Here is a 19795-nt window from a genome sequence, read left to right on the forward strand (position 1 = left end):
GCACGAATTACAAGGGGGTCATCGGCCGAACCGGATACAGCCCGGTTCGCCTGGGTCGGTATGAAGTTGTCGCCGGTGGGTGTTCCGGCCGTGACCAGGGGTTATTCAATTATGGTCTCGTTTCGGCGAGAAATCCAGGGGGATGGCGGCCGCGATCGGTGTCGGTGCCGCCTGCTTGGATGGTGCCCATGCTGCACGGTCTGTGGTCCCCCGAATCGGGTCTACTGCTGTGGCACGACGCGGAGCCGGTCGCCGTGGGGTCGGTGCTCGGCGACATCTTGGATCGCGCCAGGTTCCGGCACCGTGCCCAGGTGCTGGTCGTCGATGCCGCGGGGCAGTCCGGGACCGCCGAGGTGCGCGCGCACGCGCTCGCGCCACCGACGGCGGCCGTCGTGCTGCGCAGCCGACTGCCGCGCGAGCACATCTCCGGCGATCTGCGGTTCCTCGCCCATGTCGCGCGCGGCATCGAACGATGGGTGCGGGCCGGGCGTGTGGTGCCCCACATCGAGCGGGCCGACGGTCAATGGTGGGTGCGCTGGCGGCTGGTCGGCGGACAACGTCAACGGGCGTGGCTGGCCGAGCTGGCCGCCGCGATGCCACCGGCGCTGCGGGTCGCCGGTCCGCCCGCCGCCGTGCTCGATGACCTGTGCACCCATCTCACCGACCCGATCGCCCGCGAATACCTCGCGCACCGCACGCTGACACACCCGCTGCTGGCCGCGCTCGTCGCCGATACCCCGCTGGACGTCGGCTCCTACCGCCTGTCCGAAACCCTGTCGCAGTGGCGGGAAGGCTATGCCGCCGACGAACCCGAACTCGTGCTGCGCCTGTGCGAACCCGACGGCGAATTCGGCACCGCCGACGAATCGGTGGCGCTGTGGCGGCTGCAGGTGTGCCTGCGCCCGGTCGACGACGCACCCAAACCTGTTGTCTTCGAAGATGATCCGGTTCTCGTGCGGACGGCGGCGGAGAAACTCGGCCAGGCGCGCAAGGCCTACCCGCGCCTGCGTGACCTGCCGACCGATCCGCGCGGCCTCGACCTGCTGCTCCCCACCGAGGTGGTCGCCGACCTGGTGGCCCACGGCGCACATGCCTTGCAGGAAGCCGGAATCCGACTGCTCCTGCCGCGCGCCTGGAACATCGCCGAACCGAGCATGCGGTTGCGGGTGAGCAGCCCCGCCGCCGCCGAATCCACGGTCGGCCTCAGCGGACTGCTGTCCTACCGCTGGGAATTGGCGCTCGGCGATCTGGTGCTCACCCCGGCCGAGATGGCGCGGCTGATCAGCAGCAAATCGGACCTGGTCCAGTTGCGCGGCGAGTGGGTGCAGGCCGACCATCGCGCCTTGGCCGCGGCCGCCCGCTACGTCGCACAGCACGCCGACGACAGCCCGATCACCCTGGCCGACATGATCGGTGAACTCGCCGCCGAGCGGGTCGACAATGTGCCGGTCACCGAGGTCACCGCCGACGGCTGGGCGGCCGAATTGTTCGCCAGGGAAGCCCAACCCGAGCCGGTCGCGGTTCCGGTCGGCCTGAAAGCCCAGCTCCGCCCCTACCAGGAGCGTGGTCTGAGCTGGCTGGCCACGATGAGCAGACTGAACTGCGGCGCGATCCTCGCCGACGACATGGGCTTGGGTAAGACCGTGCAGGTGCTGGCGCTCTTGGCCCACGAACGCGAGGCCGCGGAGGCCGGGGCGCCTCGTGCGTCGACGGCAGGTGGGGTTCGGGGAGTTGAGGTGGGTGACTCGGCGGTGCGCGAAGTCGGCACGGCCGAGCAGGGCGGTTCGGCGGACACCGCAGACGTAGTCGTCCACCAGGGTGTGGCATCGATCGGCGGTGTCGGGCCGACATTGCTGGTGTGTCCGATGTCGGTGGTGGGTAACTGGCAGCGGGAAGCACAGCGGTTCACGCCCGATCTCCGGGTGCTGGTCCACCATGGTCCGAGCCGACTGTCCGGCGCGGAATTCGCTGTCGCGGTGCGGGATTGCGACCTGGTTGTCACGACCTACGCCCTGCTCGCCCGCGACATCACCCTGCTCAACGAACAGCGGTGGGAGCGGATCGTGCTCGACGAAGCCCAGCACATCAAGAACGCGGTGACCAGGCAGGCGCGTGCGGCCAGGGCGCTCACGGCTCGACATCGATTGGCGCTCACCGGAACTCCGGTGGAGAACCGCCTGGAAGAACTGCGCGCCCTGTTCGACTTCGCCATGCCGAAACTGCTCGGCAGCCCGCAATCGTTCCGCGCCAAGTTCGCGGTGCCGATCGAACGCGAACGCGACCAGCAAGCCATCGACCGACTGCGCTTGATCACCGATCCATTCGTCCTGCGCAGGCTCAAAACCGATCCGACGGTGATCAGCGACCTGCCGGAGAAGCTGGAGATGACGGTGCGGGCCAACCTCACCGTCGAACAGGCCGCCCTCTACCAGGCCGTTGTCGACGACATGCTGGACAAACTCAAAGACGCGAAAGGCATTGCGCGCAAGGGCGCTGTGCTCGGCGCGCTGACCCGGCTCAAGCAGGTCTGCAACCACCCCGCGCACTATCTGGGCGACGGTTCGCCGATCCTGCGCCGCGGCGGGCATCGCTCCGGCAAGCTGGCCCTGGTCGAGGACGTGCTCGACGCGGTGCTCGCCGAGGGCGAGAAAGCCCTGCTCTTCACCCAGTTCCGCGAATTCGGCGACTTGATCCTGCCCTACCTCACCGAACGTTTCGGCACCCCGATCCCGTTCCTGCACGGCGGTGTGACCAAGCAGCGACGCGACGACATGGTGACCCGCTTTCAGGGAGACAACAGCCAGGGCGAGAACGGCCCGCCGCTGATGTTGCTCTCACTCAAGGCCGGCGGCACCGGCCTCAACCTCACCGCCGCCAATCACGTGATCCACCTGGACCGCTGGTGGAATCCGGCAGTCGAGAACCAGGCCACCGACCGCGCGTTCCGGATCGGCCAGCAGCGCGCGGTGCAGGTCCGCAAGCTGGTGTGCGTCGACACCATCGAGGAGCGGATCGACGAGATGATCAACGGGAAAAAGCAATTGGCCGATCTGGCCGTCGGTGCGGGGGAGAACTGGATCACCGAGATGAGCACCGACGAACTGCGCGAGCTGTTCACCCTCGGCGCCGAGGCGGTGGGTGAGTAGATGGCCGACTTCAGCCAGTTCGGTCCGCGCAAACCGGTCCGCGGCGGCGCCCGGGCTCGCGGCGGTTTCGGGCGCACCTGGTGGGGCAAGTCGCTGCTCGACGCGGTGGAGCAGGTGGCCGACGCCGGCAGACTCTCGCGCGGACGCACCTACGCCAGGGCAGGGCAGGTGGTGAACTACCGGATCGAACGCGGCGCGGTGACCGCGGAGGTGCAGGGCAGCCAGCCCAGCCCGTTCACCTCGGTGTTGTCGATCCGGCCACTGCGCGACGAGGAAATCGACCTGCTGCTCGCCGAGATCGGGGAGGCACCCGGCATGCTCGCCGAGATCGCCTCGGGTGCGCTCCCACCCGCGCTCGGCCCGCACCTGCTACCGACCACCGCCTCGGAACTGGACTTCACCTGTAGCTGCCCGGACATGGGCTGGCCGTGCAAGCACGTCGCCGCGGTCTGCTACCTGCTCGCCGAGCGCCTCGACGAACAGCCCAGCGAGATCCTCACCCTGCGCGGGCTCGACCTCGACACCCTCATCGGCGGCGTCGAGAAGTCCGCGCGCACCGCCGATTCCGCTGACCCCTACGGCGACGAACTCGTCCTGCCAGAGCTGCCCCGCATCGAATTCCACGCGGTCATCGAGGACCTCGACGCGATTGTGCTACGTCGCGCACTCCGCATGTCGGCCGAGGACGAGCCGACCGCGGCAACCGGACTGCGCGAATTACGCTCGCTCTATACCGAATTCGACAACTGAGTCGTGCGAGGCAAGGCAGCTCCGATCAGCGGAGCTGGTCCACGCGGCGCGGTTCAGCCCAGTCGGCGCGACCTCACCGGCCCCACCTCGGTCACGCCGCCACCTATCTGACCTCGTACTCGAACCAGATGTGATGTCCGCCTTCGGCATCCACGGACAAAGCGCCGGTTCCGGTGATGCCGGTGAGCTCCCCGGTGCCGCTGGCGGGGACGATGTGGAAGAACTCGGCGGTGCGGTCGGTGCCGCCGGTGGTGGCCGAGTGGACGAAGTTGAACGCACCGGTCTTACCGTTGAGCGCACCCTCGAACGACTCCATCGCGAGGTAGGTGCCCGCACCGGTGTTCATGTCGAAGGCGGCGGTGAACAGTGTGGCCGAGAGTCCTTCGATCTCGCCGGCGTAGGCCTTCGTCATGGTCGAGACGCCGACCGGCATCCCGGTGACGATGGGCGGCTGCGGCGTCAGCTCGGTGGGATCGAACGCGGTGACCTCGAAGGTGCCGATGGCTTTCATGCGCCGATGCTAGACCCGCCCACCGACAGAAACCGGCGGGCGGGCGTGGCGATTCACGCGGTCGGCTCGATCCGGTAGAACCGGACGGCATTGCCGCCGAACACCTTCCGCAGGTCGTCGGTGCTCGCACCCGCGTCGCTCAGGCCGGTGGCCACCGTCTCGGCGGCCCCACCGAGGCTGGTGATCGGCTTGTCGACCGGAAAGTTGGACCCCCAGATCAGCCGGTCGGCACCGAAGACCGCCAGTGCGTGTGCCAGCAACGGACCCACCCGCCCGAGCAGCGCGGGCACGGGCGTCGGGGTGTCGCGTGGCGGTACCGGATGCCCGAGCACCGGCATCATCAGCCCACTCACCTTGGCCACCACGTTCGGCTGCGCGGCCAGATCGGTGAGGTCTGCACGCCACCGATCGAACACGACCTCGCGCTGCCTGGCGGTGTGCCCGGTGTCCTTGCCGACCGGCCCGAAGATCCCCGCCGGCGTCCCCAGGTGATCGAGCACGATCGGTACCTCGGGAAACCGTTCGGCCAGCGCCGTCACCTGGGGGAGCTGCCCGGAATACACCCACGCGTCGAACGAGAGCCCCCGCTCGGCGAGCTGTCCGAAGCCGTTCAGGAAGGCCGGGGCGGTGAGCGCGCCGTCGTGCGCGGCGAACGACTTCACGGCGGGATCCGAGTGGTAGGCGACCATGGTCCGGATACCCCGGAACAGCGGCGACGCCGATTGATGCGCATCGAGCACCGCACCGAAGTCGCCGGCGGCGGGGTCGGCCGAGCCGATGATCGTGGCCAGAGCGGGTGTGTCGACGCCGAAGGGCAGGCTCGCCACCCACCGCGTCTCGTCGGGCTTCCAGCCCGTCCAATGCGCCTCCATTTCCACGACCGATTCGACCGGTGTGTTTCCCCGGTCGTTCCGGTAGTCGGCAGGCAGATAGGGCTGTAGGTAGGCGCTGGGGGCGCCGACGAATTCGCGGTCACCGCGCGAGGCCAGCCGTGCCGCGATATCGACCGGCACAGGCAGATAGCGCATCAGTTTCGCCACCTTGCTGAACTCGCGTGGCGTGGCATGCGGATCCCACTGGTGCATATGGGCATCGATGATGTCGAAGTCGGTCAGATCCATGCTGTGCGTCCCATCGCCGCCGCTGGCAGAGCTCTCGGCGATTGTCACACGCCAGCGGCGGAGAGCGAGAGGATTACGCTGCTCAGACTGTGCGCCGATACTGCCCTCCCACCGCGAAGAAGGCATCGGTGACCTGCTGCAACGTGCATACCCGCGCCGCGTCCATCAGCACATCGAAAATATTGCCGTCGGTGTGGGCGACCTCGGTCAGCCGGGCCAGCGCGCGATGGGATTGTTCGCTGTGTTCGGTCTGGAAACTGTGCAGCCGGTCCAGTTGGGAGCGGCGTTCGGTTTCGGTGCCGCGGGCCAACTCCACGGGTGCGTGCGTGGTGTCGTCGTCGCGGCCGCGGAAGGTGTTCACCCCGACGATCGGCAGCGATCCGTCATGTTTGCGCTGCTCATAGCGCATGGACTCGTCCTGGATGCGACCACGCTGGTAGCCGGTCTCCATGGCACCGAGTACCCCGCCGCGTTCGCTGATCCGCTCGAATTCGACAAGCACCGCTTCCTCGACGAGATCGGTGAGTTCGTCGACGATGAAACTGCCCTGGAGCGGATTCTCGTTCACGGCCAGCCCCCATTCTTTGGCGATGATGAGCTGAATCGCCAGTGCCCGGCGCACCGAGTCCTCGGTGGGGGTGGTCACCGCCTCGTCGAAAGCATTGGTGTGCAGGCTGTTGCAATTGTCGTAGACGGCGATCAGCGCCTGCAGGGTGGTGCGAATGTCGTTGAACTGCATTTCCTGTGCGTGCAGCGAGCGACCCGAAGTCTGCACGTGGTACTTGAGTTTCTGGGCGCGTTCACCCGCGCCGTACCGGTCGCGCATCGCGATCGCCCAGATCCGCCGGGCGACCCGGCCGATCACCGTGTATTCGGGGTCCATGCCATTGGAGAAGAAGAACGACAGATTCGGGGCGAAGTCGTCGATCGCCAGCCCGCGCGCGAGATAGGTCTCCACATAGGTGAATCCGTTGGCGAGGGTGAAGGCGAGCTGACTGATGGGGTTCGCGCCCGCCTCGGCGATGTGATATCCCGAAATCGAGACCGAATAGAAATTTCGGACGTCGTTGCGCACGAACCATTCCTGCACATCGGCCATCATGCGCAGACTGAACTCGGTGGAGAACAGGCAGGTGTTCTGGCCCTGATCCTCCTTGAGGATGTCGGCCTGCACGGTGCCACGCACGGTCGACAGCGTGCGTGCCCGGATCCCGGCGGCCTCCCCGGATGTCGGCTCGCGACCTTCGCTCTCGGAGAAGCGTTGCAGCGCTTGGTCGATCGCGGCATTGAGGAAGAAGGCGAGGATGGTCGGGGCGGGGCCGTTGATGGTCATCGAGACCGAGGTGGTCGGGGCACCGAGATCGAAACCGCCGAACAGGCTGCGCATGTCCTCGATGGTGGCCACCGAGACGCCAGAGGTGCCCACCTTGCCGTAGATATCGGGACGCTCGGCGGGATCGTGGCCGTAGAGGGTGACCGAGTCGAACGCGGTGGACAGGCGGGTGGCCGCGGCGTGGGCGCTGAGGACCTTGAAACGACGATTGGTGCGGGCCGGATCGCCCTCGCCCGCGAACATCCTGGCGGGGTCCTCGTTCTCGCGTTTGAAGGGGAAAACGCCCGCGGTGAACGGGAATCGGCCGGGGAGGTTCTCGGCGCGCAGGAAGCGCAGGAGTTCGCCGTCGTCGGTGAATCGGGGAAGCGCGACGCGGGGAATACTTGTGCCGGAGAGGGATTCGCGACGCAGCGGCGTGCGTAGTTCGCGATCGCGGATGCGGACCACCTGTTCGTCGCCGCGATAGCTCTCGGCGACCATCGGCCATTCGGCCAGCGCTGTGGTCGAGGCCGCGCAGAGCGTGGGGCGGGCCCGAGTGAGCAGGTCGGCGACCGCCGCGTCGTCGGGGAGTTCGTCGTGGACCAGCGCCAGCCGTTGAATCCGCTGGGCCGCAGCGGCTTCGCGCTGCGTATCGGCGTGGTAGCCGCGTACTGTGTCGGCGATGTCGGCCAGGTAGCGGACCCGCGACGCGGGCACGAGCTGGGCGAAGCGCGTGGAGACCGAGGTGTCGACGCGGGGTAGCGCGCCGGGTTCGAGGGTCAGGCCGTGTTCGGTGAGCAGGCCGGTGAGGTGCTGGTACAGCGCCGTGACGCCGTCGTCGTCGAAAGTCGCCGCACTGGTGCCGAAGACGGGCATGTCAGCGGGGCTCGCGCCGAATTCCGCACGGTTGCGGATCAATTGGCGCGCCACATCGCGGACCGCGTCGGCCGCGCCACGGCGTTCGTACTTGTTGATCGCGACGACATCGGCGTAGTCGAGCATGTCGATCTTCTCGAGCTGGGAGGCGGCGCCGAACTCCGGCGTCATCACATACAGCGCCACCTCGACGTGGTCGACGATGCCCGCGTCACCCTGGCCGATGCCGGGGGTCTCGAGGATGACCAGGTCGTATCCGGCGGCCCGGCAGGCGGCGATCATGGTGTCGATATCGTCGGGCAGTTCGTGATTGCCGCGGGTGGCCAGCGAACGGAAGTACACGTGATCGCCGTCGAGGGCGTTCATCCGGATGCGGTCACCGAGCAGGGCGCCGCCGGCTCGCCTGCGGGTGGGGTCGACCGCGAGGACGGCGATGCGCAGTTTGTCCTGCTGATCGGTGCGGAGTCTGCGCACCAATTCATCGGTGAGGGAAGACTTTCCGGAGCCACCGGTGCCGGTGATGCCGAGCACCGGGACGCGTCGCTTGGCTGCCGCCGCCACGATCGCGGCTCGGTCGGCGGCCGGCAGTGCGCCCTGCTGCAAGCAGGTGATGGTGCGCGCCAAGGTATTTCGATCGCCGGTGTAGAGCGCGTCGAGGTCGGGGGCGGTTCGCGCGGGGTCGATATCGCAGAGCTGGATCAGTTCGTTGATCATGCCGGGCAGGCCGAGGCGCTGACCGTCCTCGGGGGAGAAGATCCGCACGCCACTGGCGGCGAGCCGCTCGATCTCCTCGGCGACGATCACCCCGCCGCCCCCGCCGAAGATCCGCACATCACCGGCCCCCGCCTCGCGCAATGTCTGCGCCAGGTATTCGAAGAACTCGATGTGCCCGCCCTGATACGAGCTGACCGCGACGCCTTGCACGTCCTCCTCGATCACCGCGTCGACGATCTCGCGCACCGACCGGTTGTGCCCGAGGTGGATCACCTCGGCGCCCTGGGCCTGCAGAATCCGCCGCATGATGTTGATCGCCGCGTCGTGTCCGTCGAAGAGAGCCGCCGAGGTCACGAACCGCACCGGATTCACAGGAACATGCAGGCTCATGACTGCCTCCGTCATGTAATAGAGCGCCCAATACTAGGACATCAAAGTAATTCTAGTGTGAACAGCGTCACTCTGCCGCGAAACGCCCCACCCAGATTTTCGGCGGAATCGTGCCGCAGGTCGACATACTCGACGAATGGTTCGCGAGCATCGGGTGGACGTGGCGCTGGAGCGGCTGGTGGCGTCCGGGGTGATCAGTGGACAGCAGCGGGCAGCGGTGCTGCGGGCGGTCGACGAGCAGGAGCGGGCCGGTCGCGCGAGCGGGGGACGGGTGGCCGCCGAGATCGTGGCCTACGTGGGGGCCGGTCTGGTGGCCGCCGGTCTGGGGTTGTTCGTCGACAAAGCGTGGGCACAGGTGGCGCAGTCGGGGCGGGTGGTGTTGCTGGTGGTGGTGGCCGGATGTGCGATGTGGGCAGCGGTGGCGTTGGCCGGAGGGTGCGCGGGGGTGTTCCGGCGGGTGCCGATCGCGTCGCCCGGGCGGGTGCGGTTGGCCGCGGTGCTGCTCGTGCTGGCGGCGGGAGCGTCGGCCGGGGCGGTGGCGACGGCGTTCGGTGCCCACCACGGCGACGAAACGGCGATCGCGGCATCGATCGCGGGACTGCTTGTCGCGGCGCTCGGGTATCTGCTGGTGCCAAGCTTGCTCGGCATGGTCGCCGTGGCCGGTTTCGGCGTCGTGAGCATCCTGAGCGTGAGCTCGGAGCTGTTCGACGTCCGATCGCCGTGGGAGGCGATCGCGCTGATGGTGTTCGGCGCGCTGTGGTTCGGCCTCGCGTTGGCTCGCCTGCTGGTGGCCGAATGGGCCGGATATCTACTCGGCGGGGTGATCGCGGTGATCGGCGCGCAGTCGGTGACGTTCGGCGAATCGCTGTGGCGGCCCGGCCTGACCGCGCTGATCGGGGTGCTCTGCTTCGTGCTGTACGCGCTTGGGCGCGACGCCGTGCTCGTGCTCGGTGGGGCGGCCGGGATCGCGGTCGCGGTGGTGCAGGTGGTGGCCGATTACACCGCTGGTGGCCCGGTCGTCGCCTGTGTGGTGCTGGGGATCGGCGCGCTCGTGCTCACTGCCGGGGTGGTCGTGCTGGTCGGCAGGAAGCGATGACCCCGGTTCGGATCAGCGGATCAGGGTTGTTTCCTGCGCTCGGATCGTGCGGAAGAATCTGGGGCCCACATCGGCGCCGTCGTGGTTGTAGCTGTCGATGATCTCGGCGAGTTCGTCGGCGAGTCGGCGCAGGTCCTCGGTGGCGGTGATGCGGTCGAACTCGTCGGGCTCCCAGCCCCACGACGGCGGTATGTCGGTGATGGTGACGACGATCTGGTCGGCGAACGGGGTGGTGACGGCGACGGTGAGCTCGGCGGGCGCCGCGGCGAGGGGGCTGTGGACGGTGACCTCGCCGGGCGCGCCCGCGGTGGCGAACGTGCGGGCGAAGGCAATGTCCTCGCGGACCGATTCGACGATCGACGCGGTGCTCGCATGCCTGCCCGCACGGTGGTGGCGCGAGCCGTAGACGCGGTCCGAGGCACCGGAAGTGTTGTGGCCCACAGATTTTCGGAGCAACCGGTCGAGCATGCGCTCCGCGGTGGCGCGCTCGCCCTCGCCGGTGTTCTCGTGGTCGATCAGTGCGCGCAGGCGGGTGATCCGCACGAAGTGGTCGTTGCCCATGTCGACGATTGTGCCGCACATCGCACGTGGTGGAATGCGTCACAGACGGCGTGCCACAGTGTCAGCGCAGAGCGCATTCGTCGGCCGTTGCGCATGACCGGAGGGACGTGTCACCGGAAAGCGATCCGCCTCGGTATCGTCAGCACCATCCGTGACCGTTGATTGACAAGAGGGTGGCCGTGACCGAATTCGAGACGATTCTGCTGGAGCGCAAGGGCGGCACCGACGGGAAGGGCGGGGTCGGCTGGATCACCCTGAACCGGCCCAAGGCCCTCAATGCCCTCAACGCCCAGGTCCTCGACGACGTCATCGCCGCGCTCGACGAACTCGACGGCGACGATTCCATCGGTGCCGTCGTGATCACCGGCTCGGCGAAGGCCTTCGCGGCGGGCGCCGACATCAAGGAGATGGCCCCCAAGTCGTACATGGACATGTTCCTGGCCGACTTCTTCGCCCGCTGGGACCGCCTGGCCGGCTTCCGCAAGCCCACCATCGCCGCCGTCGCCGGTTACGCGCTCGGTGGCGGCTGTGAGCTGGCGATGCTGTGCGACATCCTGATCGCCGCCGACAACGCCAAGTTCGGTCAGCCCGAGATCACGCTCGGCGTCATCCCCGGCATCGGCGGCTCGCAGCGTCTCACCCGCGCGATCGGCAAGGCCAAGGCGATGGATCTGATCCTGACCGGCCGCATGATCGGTGCCGAGGAAGCCGAGCGGTCCGGGCTCGTCTCGCGGGTGGTGCCCGCCGACGAACTGCTCGACACCGCGCTCGAGGCCGCACAGACCATCGCGTCGATGTCGCTGCCGGTCGCGATGATCGCCAAGGAGGCGGTGAACCGCTCGTTCGAGACCACCCTCGCCGAGGGGCTGCTGTTCGAACGCCGGGTGTTCCATTCGCTGTTCGCGACCGAGGATCAGAAGGAAGGCATGGCCGCCTTCGTCGAGAAGCGGCCGCCGAACTTCAGCAACCGCTAGTTCGGTTTCCAACGCGGCGCGCCGTCGAGGAACTCCGCCGTCGTCGGCGCGGTGCCCTGTTCAGGGGACCTCGCCGCGGTGTTGTCGTTGCTGAGCAGGCCGGCGACCGTGCCACCGAGGGTGGCGGTCACCGCGACCGCGGCGAGAAGTTTTCGGCGGCTGCCCGCGCGCGGCGGGACCGCTATCGCACCCGTACCCCGGCGCGGCATGCGCAAGCGCGCCGAGGGACGGCGGGCACACAGCAGCACCGCGCCGCGCGCCGAAACATATTCCGGCTCAGGGTCGTACACGATCGGCAAGCCGATCAGCTGGGCCAGATCCGCGCGCAGACTCGGGTTGCGGGTGCAGCCGCCCAGCAGTGCCAGCGCTCCCGGCTGCACCCCCGTCTCCTCGATCAGCAGGCGCACGAACGAGGCCGAATGATGCAGTCCCGCTTCGCAGAGCGTGGCCAGGTCGCTGCGGGTCAGCACCGCACGGCCACCGGTGCCGGCATCGGCGGCGGTGACGACTCTGGTGCGGCTCAACGATTCTCGGTGTTCGCGGCTGGCGTGTGTGTCGGCGCAGACGCCACTGCGGGCGAGTTGCCAGCGCAGGAGCGCGTCGTAGCCGTTGCCGCTGAGGACGGTGCTGTGTTTGCCCGCGAGGATGGTTTCGGTGCGGCAATCGGCGTGGGTGATGGTCAAACCGGAGCTGCCGAGGTCGTAGAGCATCACCGACTCGGTGGCGGGTAGCAGGCCGGTGAACCGCAGATAGCGCAACTGGGCCAGTGGTTCGTCGACGATCGCGAAGTCGGCCTGACCCGCGGCGGCTCTGATCGCGTCGGCCTGTAGTTCGCTACGGCAGGTGACAGCGGTACCGGATATGTACTCGTCGCGTGCTGCCGCCGCCGCGCGCATGCGGTGGATCGCGGTGAGTACCGATTCCTCCACTGACCCCCCGGCCCGGCGCGGCACCTGGATCCGGTCGATGGGCGGCATGTGGGGCTGATCGGAATGGGTCAGCACGGCACGGGCTCCACCCGCGCCCGCCGATACCCCGAGGATCAGCACCATGGGCTACATCGTGGACCTTTTCGCGCTAGCTGCCAAGGGAATCGGCCGAAGATTCCCCAGTCACTTGCCAAGTCGCGTGGAATGCGAGGTTTTCCGGGTCGTCGGCGTCGAAATCGCCCGCGGCGTGCCGGAACTGTGCCAGCAGTCGTACCAGGTCGCGGCCCTGGTCGGGTGGCAGCCCGGGTTCGGCGAACACCTCGGTGTTCAGCGCCGCCGTGGCATCGGCCACGGATTTCCTTCCCGCGCTGGTGATTTCGATGAGAGTTGCCCGGCGGTCACTGGGGTGCGGGACGCGAACCACCAGCCCGGCGGCTTCGAGTCGATCGACGGTGTTGGTCACGCTCGTCGGATGCACTTGTAGCCGCGCACTCGCCTTGGCCATCGGCAGGGCGCCGGTGCGGCTGAAACTGAGCAATTGCAGGAGTTCATAGCGGGAGAACGTCAGGCCGGAAGGTTTGAGCGCCTCGTCGACCCGCGCCATCACGATCTGCTGCGCCCGAACCAGCGAGGTCACCAGGGCCATACCATCGGCGACCGACTCCCAGCCGTGGGCGACCCACTGCCGGTAAGCCTCGGCGATCGGGTCATGGGAGAGCGGTCTGGGCCGTGACATGAAAACGATCATTCCACGACCCAGCCGCTTTTCCCCACAGAGCGAGCGGCGGGAATTGAACCCGCGTTAACGGCTTTGCAGACCGTTGCCTCAACCACTCAGCCACGCCCGCCTCGCCATTGATAGTGCCCTGCGCCGGTGCTCACGGCGATAGTTTGGATCAGTGTGATCGCAATGGGCAGTAGGCGACGGCGGGGCCGTGGATGCTGAGGCGGACGCGGTCGCCGGTGATGGGGGCGGCGATGCCGGTGCGGCGCACGCGCACGGTGCCCGCGCCCTCGGCGAGATCGATGGTCAAGATGACGTCGGGGCCGCGGAAGTCGACAGCGGTGACGCGGCCGGAGTGCGGTTCGTCGGCGCCGATCACCTGGGCGGCGAGCTGTTCGGGGCGGATCATCAGGGTCACTTCGCCGGTGGGGGCGCCTGGCTGGACCGGAACGGGACCGAGCACGGACTTGGCGATGTCGGCTTCGCAGAGGGCATCGAGCAGGACGCAATCGCCGAGGAAGCGGGCGGTGAACAGGTCGGCGGGCTGGTGATAGACCTGCTGCGGCGGCCCGACGTGCGTGAACCGGCCCGCGCGCATGACGGCGACCTGTTCGGCGAAGCTGAGCGCTTCCTCCTGATCGTGGGTGACCAGGATGCTGGTCATGCCCGCGGCGCGCAGCGTGTCGGCGACGGTCTGGCGGGTGGTGGCGCGCAGTCCGGTGTCGAGTGCGCTGAACGGTTCGTCGAGCAGCATGAGGTCGGGTTTGCGGGCGAGCGCGCGAGCCAGCGCGACACGCTGTTGCTGGCCGCCGGAGAGTTGATGAGGTTTGCGGTCGGCGTAGTCCGGGTCGAGGGAGACCATGGCCAGGAGTTCGATGACGCGCGGGCGATCGCGGCCGCGGCGTTGGCGGTCGACGGCGCCGCGCAGGCCGGTGCGCAGGCCGTAGGCGATATTGTCGGCGACACTCAGGTGCGGGAACAGGGCGCCGTCCTGGGCGACGTAACCGATTCGCCTGCGCTGCGGCGGTACGCAAAGACCCTGACGGACAACGGTTTCCGATCCGAGCTGCACCGAACCCGTATCGGGGCCCTCGAATCCGGCGATCACCCGCAGCAGGGTGGTCTTGCCACAGCCGGACGCGCCGACCACCGCCGCAGCCGTGCCGTTGGGTACGTCGAGGTCGAGGTGATCGAGAACCTTGGTGGCACCGAAACTCTTCGAAACCCCTTCGACGACAAGCCGGCTCATCCTGCGTCCTTTCGGAATGCCCGAGATCCACCACGCCCGGTGACGGACGGACGCGGACCGCTCATCCGACGCGATCGGGCGTCGTGCGTGGTTGCTACCGCCGCCGTGCTCATACGCCCGCCGCCTTGCGTGACTGCGTGAACAGCAGATACGTCACCGGTACAGCGGCGATGATCATGATCAGGGCGTACGGCGCGGCGGCGGCGTAATCGAGTTCGCCCGATTTCGCCCAGAACTGCATCGCCAAAGTGCGGGTGCCGGTGGGTGCCAGGAGCAAGGTCGCGGTGAGTTCGGTTGACACCGCGACGAATACGAGCGCGGCGGCCGAAGCGGCGGCGGGCGCTGTCATGCGCAGGGTAACCCGGAAGAAGGTGGTCGAGGCCGATTCGCCCAGCGACCGTGACACCTCTTCGAGGCCGACCGGTACCTGCGCGAGTCCGGCCCGCACGCTCACCAGCGCGCGGGGCAGGAACATCAGCGCGTAGGCGATCACGACCAGCGACACCGTTTGGTAGAGCGGGGGTGTCCAGCGGATGGTGACGGTCACCAGGGCGAGCGCGATCACGATGCCTGGCAGCGAACTGGTGATGTAGTTGGCGCCCTCGATCAGCCGGGCGAACGTGCCCGTCGAGCGCACCGCGATCCAGGCGACGGGGAAGGCGCACAGCGTGGTGACCAGCGCGGCCACGGCGGCCAGGCTGATCGTCTGGCCCAGTGCCGCACCGATTTCCGCGGTATCCCATACCGCCGATCCGCCCAGCCACAGCCAGCGCCCGATTGTCCACAGTGGCACGCCGAGCGCGCCGACGACCACCGCCACGAGCGCGCCGAACAGTGGCACCCGCAGCCCACCCAACGCGATCGGCCGCCCGGCCCGCGCCGCACCACCGCCCAGCCGCGCGTAGCGCGCATCGCCGCGCAGCAGCGACTCGCCACCGAGCAGTGCCAGACAGCACAGCACGAGCACTCCGGCGAGCATGCTGCCCGCCGGACCGGCGAAACTGCTCTGGTACTGCTCGAAGATCGCCGTGGTGAACGTGTCGAAACGCAGCATCACGAACGCGCCGTATTCGGCGAGCAGATGCAGCCCGATCAGCAGTCCGCCGCCGAGCACCGCTAATCGCAACTGCGGCACCGTGATCCGCCAGAAGACCGCCACCGGCCCCGAGCCGAGCGCACGCGCCGATTCCTCGATCGCCGGATCAAGCCTGCGCAGCGTGGCCGCGACCGGCAGGTACACCAGCGGAAAATACGACATCGTCGCCACGATCACGGCGGCCGGCAGCCCGTGCATCGACGGGAAAACGCTCACCCACCCATAGCTGTTGACGAACGCGGGCACCGCGAGCGGGGCGACCAGCACCGGTCCCCACCAGGCCCGTCCCGGCACCTCGGTGCGCTCGACCAGCCAGGCCAGCCCGATCCCGAGCACCACGCAGACCGGCACCGTGCACAGCACCAACAGCGCGGTGTTCTCGAGCAGCTCACCCACCCGCGGCCGGAACACCAGTGTGGCAGCCTCGCTCAGCCCGGTGTCGAACAGCACCGAGACGATGTAGCCCAGCGGCACGAACGTCGCCGCCGTCAGCACCAGTGCGAGGAGCGTGCCGAACACCCCGGGCCGACCGACCCGAGGTGTCGACTTCGCCAGGGCGGCACGCACTTACAGCAGCCCGGCCTCGGTCATCAGTTGGGTGACCTTCTTCGCGTCGAGCTTGCTCGGATCGATCGCGGGTGCCTGCAGGTCGGCCAGCGGCGGCAGCGCGGGGTTCGCGGCGACATCGCCGGCCACCGGGTACTCCATCGAATCGCCGTCGCGCAGCACCTCCTGGCCCTTCTTTGCGGTGATGAAGGCCAGGAACTTCTGCGCGGACTCCTGCTTCTTGCTCGATTTCAGCACGCCGCCGCCCGACACACTGACGAAGGCGCCGGGGTCCTGGTTCTTGAAGTAGTGCAGCGCCGTGTTCGCGCTGCCCTCCTTGGTCTTGGCCTGGTCGCGGTACCAGTAGTAGTGGTAGATCACGCCACCATCGGGATTGCCCGCGTTGACCGCCTTCATGGTCGCGACATTGTTCTGCAGGCTGGTCGCGTTGGCCTTCATGCCACGCAGCCAGGCGCGGGTGACGTCCTCGCCCTTCAGCGCGAGCAAACCCGCCACGATCGCCTGGAAGTCGGCGCCGGATGTGCCCGCCGCCCAGCGGCCCTGCCACTGCGGCTGCGCGAGATCCAGCAGGGAGGCGGGCAGCCCAGCGGTCTGGAGCTTGTCCTTGTTGTAGACGAAAACCGTTGCGCGAGCAGCGACTCCGGTCCACTTACCGGTCGACGGACGGTACCGGTCCGGCACCTGGTCGAGGGTGGCCTTGTCGACATCGGCGAACAGGCCCGCGTTCTCCACCAGCGCCATGGCGGGGGAATTCTCGGTGAGGAAAGCGTCGGCGGGGGAGTTGGCGCCCTCGGCGACGAGTTGGTTGCCGAGCGCGGTATCGCCACCCTGCCGCAGGGTGACCTTGATGCCGGTCTCCTCGGTGAACGCCGCGACCCACTCCTTGGTGAGCGACTCGTGCTGGGCGTTGTAGACGGTGATCTCGTCGGCGCTGCCCGAGGAGGAGGAGCAGGCGCCCAGGCCCAGTGTCGCCACAGCGACCGCCATCAGCCCGGCCAGAGGTTTCCAACTGCGCGAGGTCATTCGCGTCCTTCCACCAAGGTTCCCCATCCTATGATGAGGCTTACCTAAGGAAGATACCCCGCCTGACGTGCGGGGATGTGCACGAACGGGCGAATCAGGGGCCGGAGAAATCCCGTGCGACGACGTGATTGCGGTCGGACATCGTGCCAAGTAGCTGGTCCGGTGCGGTTCCGTCACGAAGTGCCCACGAGGGTAACCGCGGTTGCGGGCGATACCGGGAGCGCCATCGGGTGTTCGGTCAGTGCTTGTTGGCCGGTGCCGAGCAGATCTTCCAGGTGCCGTCCTCCTTGGTGAGGTGCTCCTCGGTGCTCGACTCGGTATTGGGCTGCTCGCCCTCCACCGACAGCGTCAGCTTGCCGACCACCGTCGCCTTCGCATCGTCACCGGTGATGACGATGTCTTTCACATCGTCGATGGTCACCTGGACCGTCGCCTTGTCGAACTGCTCGCGCTGCTCGGGGGTGAGATTGTCGATCTCGGTGCGGTCGGCCTGGCAGGCCAGCTGCGCGGCGGCGATGAAACCCTCGGAATCGAGCGTGTCGTAGAAATCGCGCACCGCGACATCGATCTGCGTCTCGTCCGACGACAACGGCGTACGCCCCTGCAACGTGAGCACCACGCCCATGACCAGGGCACCTATCACCACCAGTGCGACAACACCGAGCGCGATGAACAACCCGGTCCGCTTCTTCTTCGGCGCGGGCGGCGGCGCGAGCACATCCGGCCCACCCGGATAGTCGGACCCCGGCGGCCCGGACGGCATCCCCGGCTCGACGGGCGGTTCTTGTGGATTCGTCATGGCAACGCTCCTGATGTCATCGGGGGCGCCTGCCCCCACAACGTGTGGAACCGTGCGAGATCAAACCTGACTATCGAAAAAACGAGGCCCCGACCGAACGGACGGGGCCTCGAATCTGTGCCCTCGGCAGGAATCGAACCTGCGGCCTTCTGCTCCGGAGGCAGACGCTCTATCCCCTGAGCTACGAGGGCGGGATAGATGCCGGTCGCGGTGAGGCGATCGGGCAGCGACAGCGTATCGCATCGAGTGCGGTGCGCCAAAAACTGTGCCGGACCGGGGGATGGACCGGTCCGGCCGCGGTGGTCAGTTGAAGGGGAGGGGGGTGGCGTTGCGCGCGGCGAGCATGGTGGTCATCAGCTGCGATTCGCCCTCTTGGGTTTTCGACATGGTCGCGGCCAGGGTGCGGACCGCGGTGGTGTCGGCGTGCTCGGCGGCGTAGTCGAGCATCGGGACGCCGCCCTGGTGGTGGCGCAGCATCAGTTGCAGGAACATCGTGTCAAGGGCGGGGCCGGTGGACTGGCGGAGCGCGGTCATCTCCTCCTGGCTCGCCATGCCTGGCATCGACTGCATCGGGCCCGACATCGCCGGTTCGGTCGTGCCGCCGTGGTGGCCGGTACTGCCGTGGTCGTCGGTCATCCAGCCCATGTAGCCGTCGACGTTCTGGTTGGACTCGCCCCACAGCTGCAACCAGGCCTGCATGCGGCCGATCTGGTTCTGCTGGGTGGTCAGGATGTCGTAGGCGAGGCGGCGCACGTCGTTGTCGGTCGAGGCGATCAGCGCCACCCCGGCCATGTCGACGGCCTGCGCGTGGTGGGCCGCCATGTCCTGGCTGAAACCGATGTCGACAGCGCTCGGCTCGGGTTCGGAGTTCTGCTCCAGCGGCATCCGCAACAGCACGCCCGCCACCGCGCCAAGCAGTAGCAGACCGATCGCGCCGAGGACGAGTACCGCCCCGGCCGGGCGTCGCGCGCTCGGCTCGGGTGCGGTGTCGTCGGGTTCGACGGTGCTCTCTTCCGGCGCGCTCACTACTGACCCGAGGGCAGGCCGCCCGGCACGGGGATGTTCGGCAGGCCGGGGATGCCGGAGCCGATGCCGCCGCCACCGAGTTCGGTCGTGTCAGGGGTCAGGCCCTTACCGTCCATCGGCACCGCTTCCGGACCGTAGGGCGTGGAGTCGAACGGCGGCGGGTTGTTCGCGTCGAAGATCGGGTTCGAGCAGCTCGCGCCGACCTCGGGGTAGGCGTAGGGGTTCTCGCGCAGGGCGGAGATGAACTGCTTGATCCGCGCGTCGTCGGCGTTGTCCAGCTTCAGCTGGTGGCCCCACGACTGCAGCGAGATCGCCGACTCCAGACCCGGGTACGGCGACATCAGCGAGTACTGACGGCCCTTGACGAAGTTCGACAGCTTCTCCACACCGGCCGCGTCGACCTTGTCGGGGTTGTACGCGATCCAGATCGCGCCGTGCTCGAGCGAGTGCACCGCGTTCTCCATGCGGATCGGCTTGGCGTACACGGTGCCCGTGCAGTTGGCCCACGCGCCGTCGTGCGGACCACCGAAGGCGGGGGTCTTGTCGTAGGCCACGCGCTGGCTGGCGGTCACGTGCAGGCCGGCCGGGTACTCCGACTTCACCACGCCGTCGATCTTCGCCGACGGGTCCTGGTTCTCCTTGGAGGGGACCCATTCCTTGAGGTCGGTCTGGGCGTCGCGGATCGCGGACTGGTCCAGGTACTTGGGCACCAGGCTGTAGGCCAGCAGGCCGATCAGCGCGACGATGGCGACGCCGGCGCCGAGCAGCACCCATGGGGTGTCGCGCTGCTTGCCCGGAAGGTTGCCCTTGCGGGTCTTGCGGGACGGAGACGACTTCCCCGCGGCCCGCACGGCCTTGGCTGATGTGGCGCTGGTCCTGCTAGGCATCGCTCGTTGTGCTCTTTCGACGTGTGGATCGGTGGGTTCATGGC

General features: G+C 68.0%; 16 protein-coding genes and 2 tRNA genes. 4 read left to right on the forward strand and 14 right to left on the reverse strand.

The window, feature by feature from the left end; genetic code table 11:
• Positions 1-188 precede the first annotated feature (188 nt).
• Complete coding sequence (locus tag ACTWPB_RS05505; protein WP_446224615.1) at positions 189-3146, forward strand: SNF2-related protein; 2958 nt, start codon at positions 189-191, stop codon at positions 3144-3146.
• On the forward strand, positions 3147-3896 hold the full coding sequence (locus tag ACTWPB_RS05510; RefSeq protein ID WP_446224616.1) for an SWIM zinc finger family protein: 750 nt from the start codon (positions 3147-3149) through the stop codon (positions 3894-3896).
• Positions 3897-3999: 103 nt separating this feature from the next.
• On the opposite strand, the gene ACTWPB_RS05515 is transcribed toward ACTWPB_RS05510, so the two are convergent.
• The 3 genes from ACTWPB_RS05515 to icmF form a co-directional block, all read right to left on the reverse strand.
• Complete coding sequence (locus ACTWPB_RS05515; protein WP_446224617.1) at positions 4000-4407, reverse strand: DUF3224 domain-containing protein; 408 nt, start codon at positions 4405-4407, stop codon at positions 4000-4002.
• 53 nt (positions 4408-4460) lie between these two features.
• Positions 4461-5528: an amidohydrolase family protein gene (locus ACTWPB_RS05520; RefSeq protein WP_446224618.1), complete on the reverse strand. Its 1068-nt coding sequence runs from the start codon at positions 5526-5528 to the stop codon at positions 4461-4463.
• 82 nt (positions 5529-5610) lie between these two features.
• Positions 5611-8820: a fused isobutyryl-CoA mutase/GTPase IcmF gene (icmF, locus tag ACTWPB_RS05525; protein WP_446224619.1), complete on the reverse strand. Its 3210-nt coding sequence runs from the start codon at positions 8818-8820 to the stop codon at positions 5611-5613.
• Between the two features lie 136 nt (positions 8821-8956).
• Between icmF and ACTWPB_RS05530 the strand changes: the two genes are divergently transcribed.
• Entirely contained in the window at positions 8957-9916 is a 960-nt protein-coding gene (locus ACTWPB_RS05530; RefSeq protein WP_446224620.1) for a DUF2157 domain-containing protein, read from the forward strand.
• 12 nt (positions 9917-9928) lie between these two features.
• On the opposite strand, the gene ACTWPB_RS05535 is transcribed toward ACTWPB_RS05530, so the two are convergent.
• The gene (locus ACTWPB_RS05535) at positions 9929-10477 is read right to left on the reverse strand and encodes a hypothetical protein (protein ID WP_446224621.1); all 549 of its coding nucleotides are present in this window, start codon (positions 10475-10477) and stop codon (positions 9929-9931) included.
• A gap of 179 nt (positions 10478-10656) precedes the next feature.
• Between ACTWPB_RS05535 and ACTWPB_RS05540 the strand changes: the two genes are divergently transcribed.
• Positions 10657-11451 carry an enoyl-CoA hydratase gene (locus ACTWPB_RS05540; RefSeq protein ID WP_446224622.1) on the forward strand — a complete coding sequence of 265 codons (795 nt, stop codon included), beginning with the start codon at positions 10657-10659 and terminating at the stop codon, positions 11449-11451.
• Here ACTWPB_RS05540 and ACTWPB_RS05545 read toward each other — a convergent pair.
• The 10 genes from ACTWPB_RS05545 to ACTWPB_RS05590 all read right to left on the reverse strand — a co-directional run bounded on the left by ACTWPB_RS05545 (position 11448) and on the right by ACTWPB_RS05590 (position 19751).
• The gene (locus ACTWPB_RS05545; protein ID WP_446224623.1) at positions 11448-12503 is read right to left on the reverse strand and encodes a hypothetical protein; all 1056 of its coding nucleotides are present in this window, start codon (positions 12501-12503) and stop codon (positions 11448-11450) included. The two genes, ACTWPB_RS05540 and ACTWPB_RS05545, sit on opposite strands and share 4 nt — an antisense overlap.
• 25 nt (positions 12504-12528) lie before the next feature.
• Complete coding sequence (locus ACTWPB_RS05550; RefSeq protein ID WP_446224624.1) at positions 12529-13116, reverse strand: MarR family winged helix-turn-helix transcriptional regulator; 588 nt, start codon at positions 13114-13116, stop codon at positions 12529-12531.
• Between the two features lie 40 nt (positions 13117-13156).
• Positions 13157-13228 (reverse strand) — tRNA-Cys (locus tag ACTWPB_RS05555).
• Positions 13229-13276: 48 nt separating this feature from the next.
• Complete coding sequence (locus ACTWPB_RS05560) at positions 13277-14353, reverse strand: ABC transporter ATP-binding protein (protein WP_446224625.1); 1077 nt, start codon at positions 14351-14353, stop codon at positions 13277-13279.
• 109 nt (positions 14354-14462) lie between these two features.
• Entirely contained in the window at positions 14463-16016 is a 1554-nt protein-coding gene (locus ACTWPB_RS05565) for an ABC transporter permease (RefSeq protein ID WP_446224626.1), read from the reverse strand.
• Positions 16017-17039, reverse strand: a complete 1023-nt coding sequence (locus tag ACTWPB_RS05570; RefSeq protein WP_446224627.1) for an iron ABC transporter substrate-binding protein — start codon at positions 17037-17039, stop codon at positions 16017-16019.
• Between the two features lie 238 nt (positions 17040-17277).
• Positions 17278-17838, reverse strand: a complete 561-nt coding sequence (locus ACTWPB_RS05575) for an Rv0361 family membrane protein (RefSeq protein WP_446224628.1) — start codon at positions 17836-17838, stop codon at positions 17278-17280.
• Between the two features lie 118 nt (positions 17839-17956).
• Positions 17957-18029, reverse strand: a tRNA-Arg gene (locus tag ACTWPB_RS05580).
• A gap of 112 nt (positions 18030-18141) precedes the next feature.
• Positions 18142-18864 carry a DUF305 domain-containing protein gene (locus ACTWPB_RS05585; protein WP_446224629.1) on the reverse strand — a complete coding sequence of 241 codons (723 nt, stop codon included), beginning with the start codon at positions 18862-18864 and terminating at the stop codon, positions 18142-18144.
• Positions 18864-19751, reverse strand: coding sequence for a DUF3105 domain-containing protein (locus tag ACTWPB_RS05590; RefSeq protein ID WP_446224630.1), 888 nt, complete (start codon positions 19749-19751; stop codon positions 18864-18866). The genes ACTWPB_RS05585 and ACTWPB_RS05590 overlap by 1 nt, the downstream gene beginning before the upstream one ends.
• Positions 19752-19795: the final 44 nt, after the last annotated feature.

It is taken from the genome of Nocardia sp. IBHARD005, assembly GCF_052814245.1.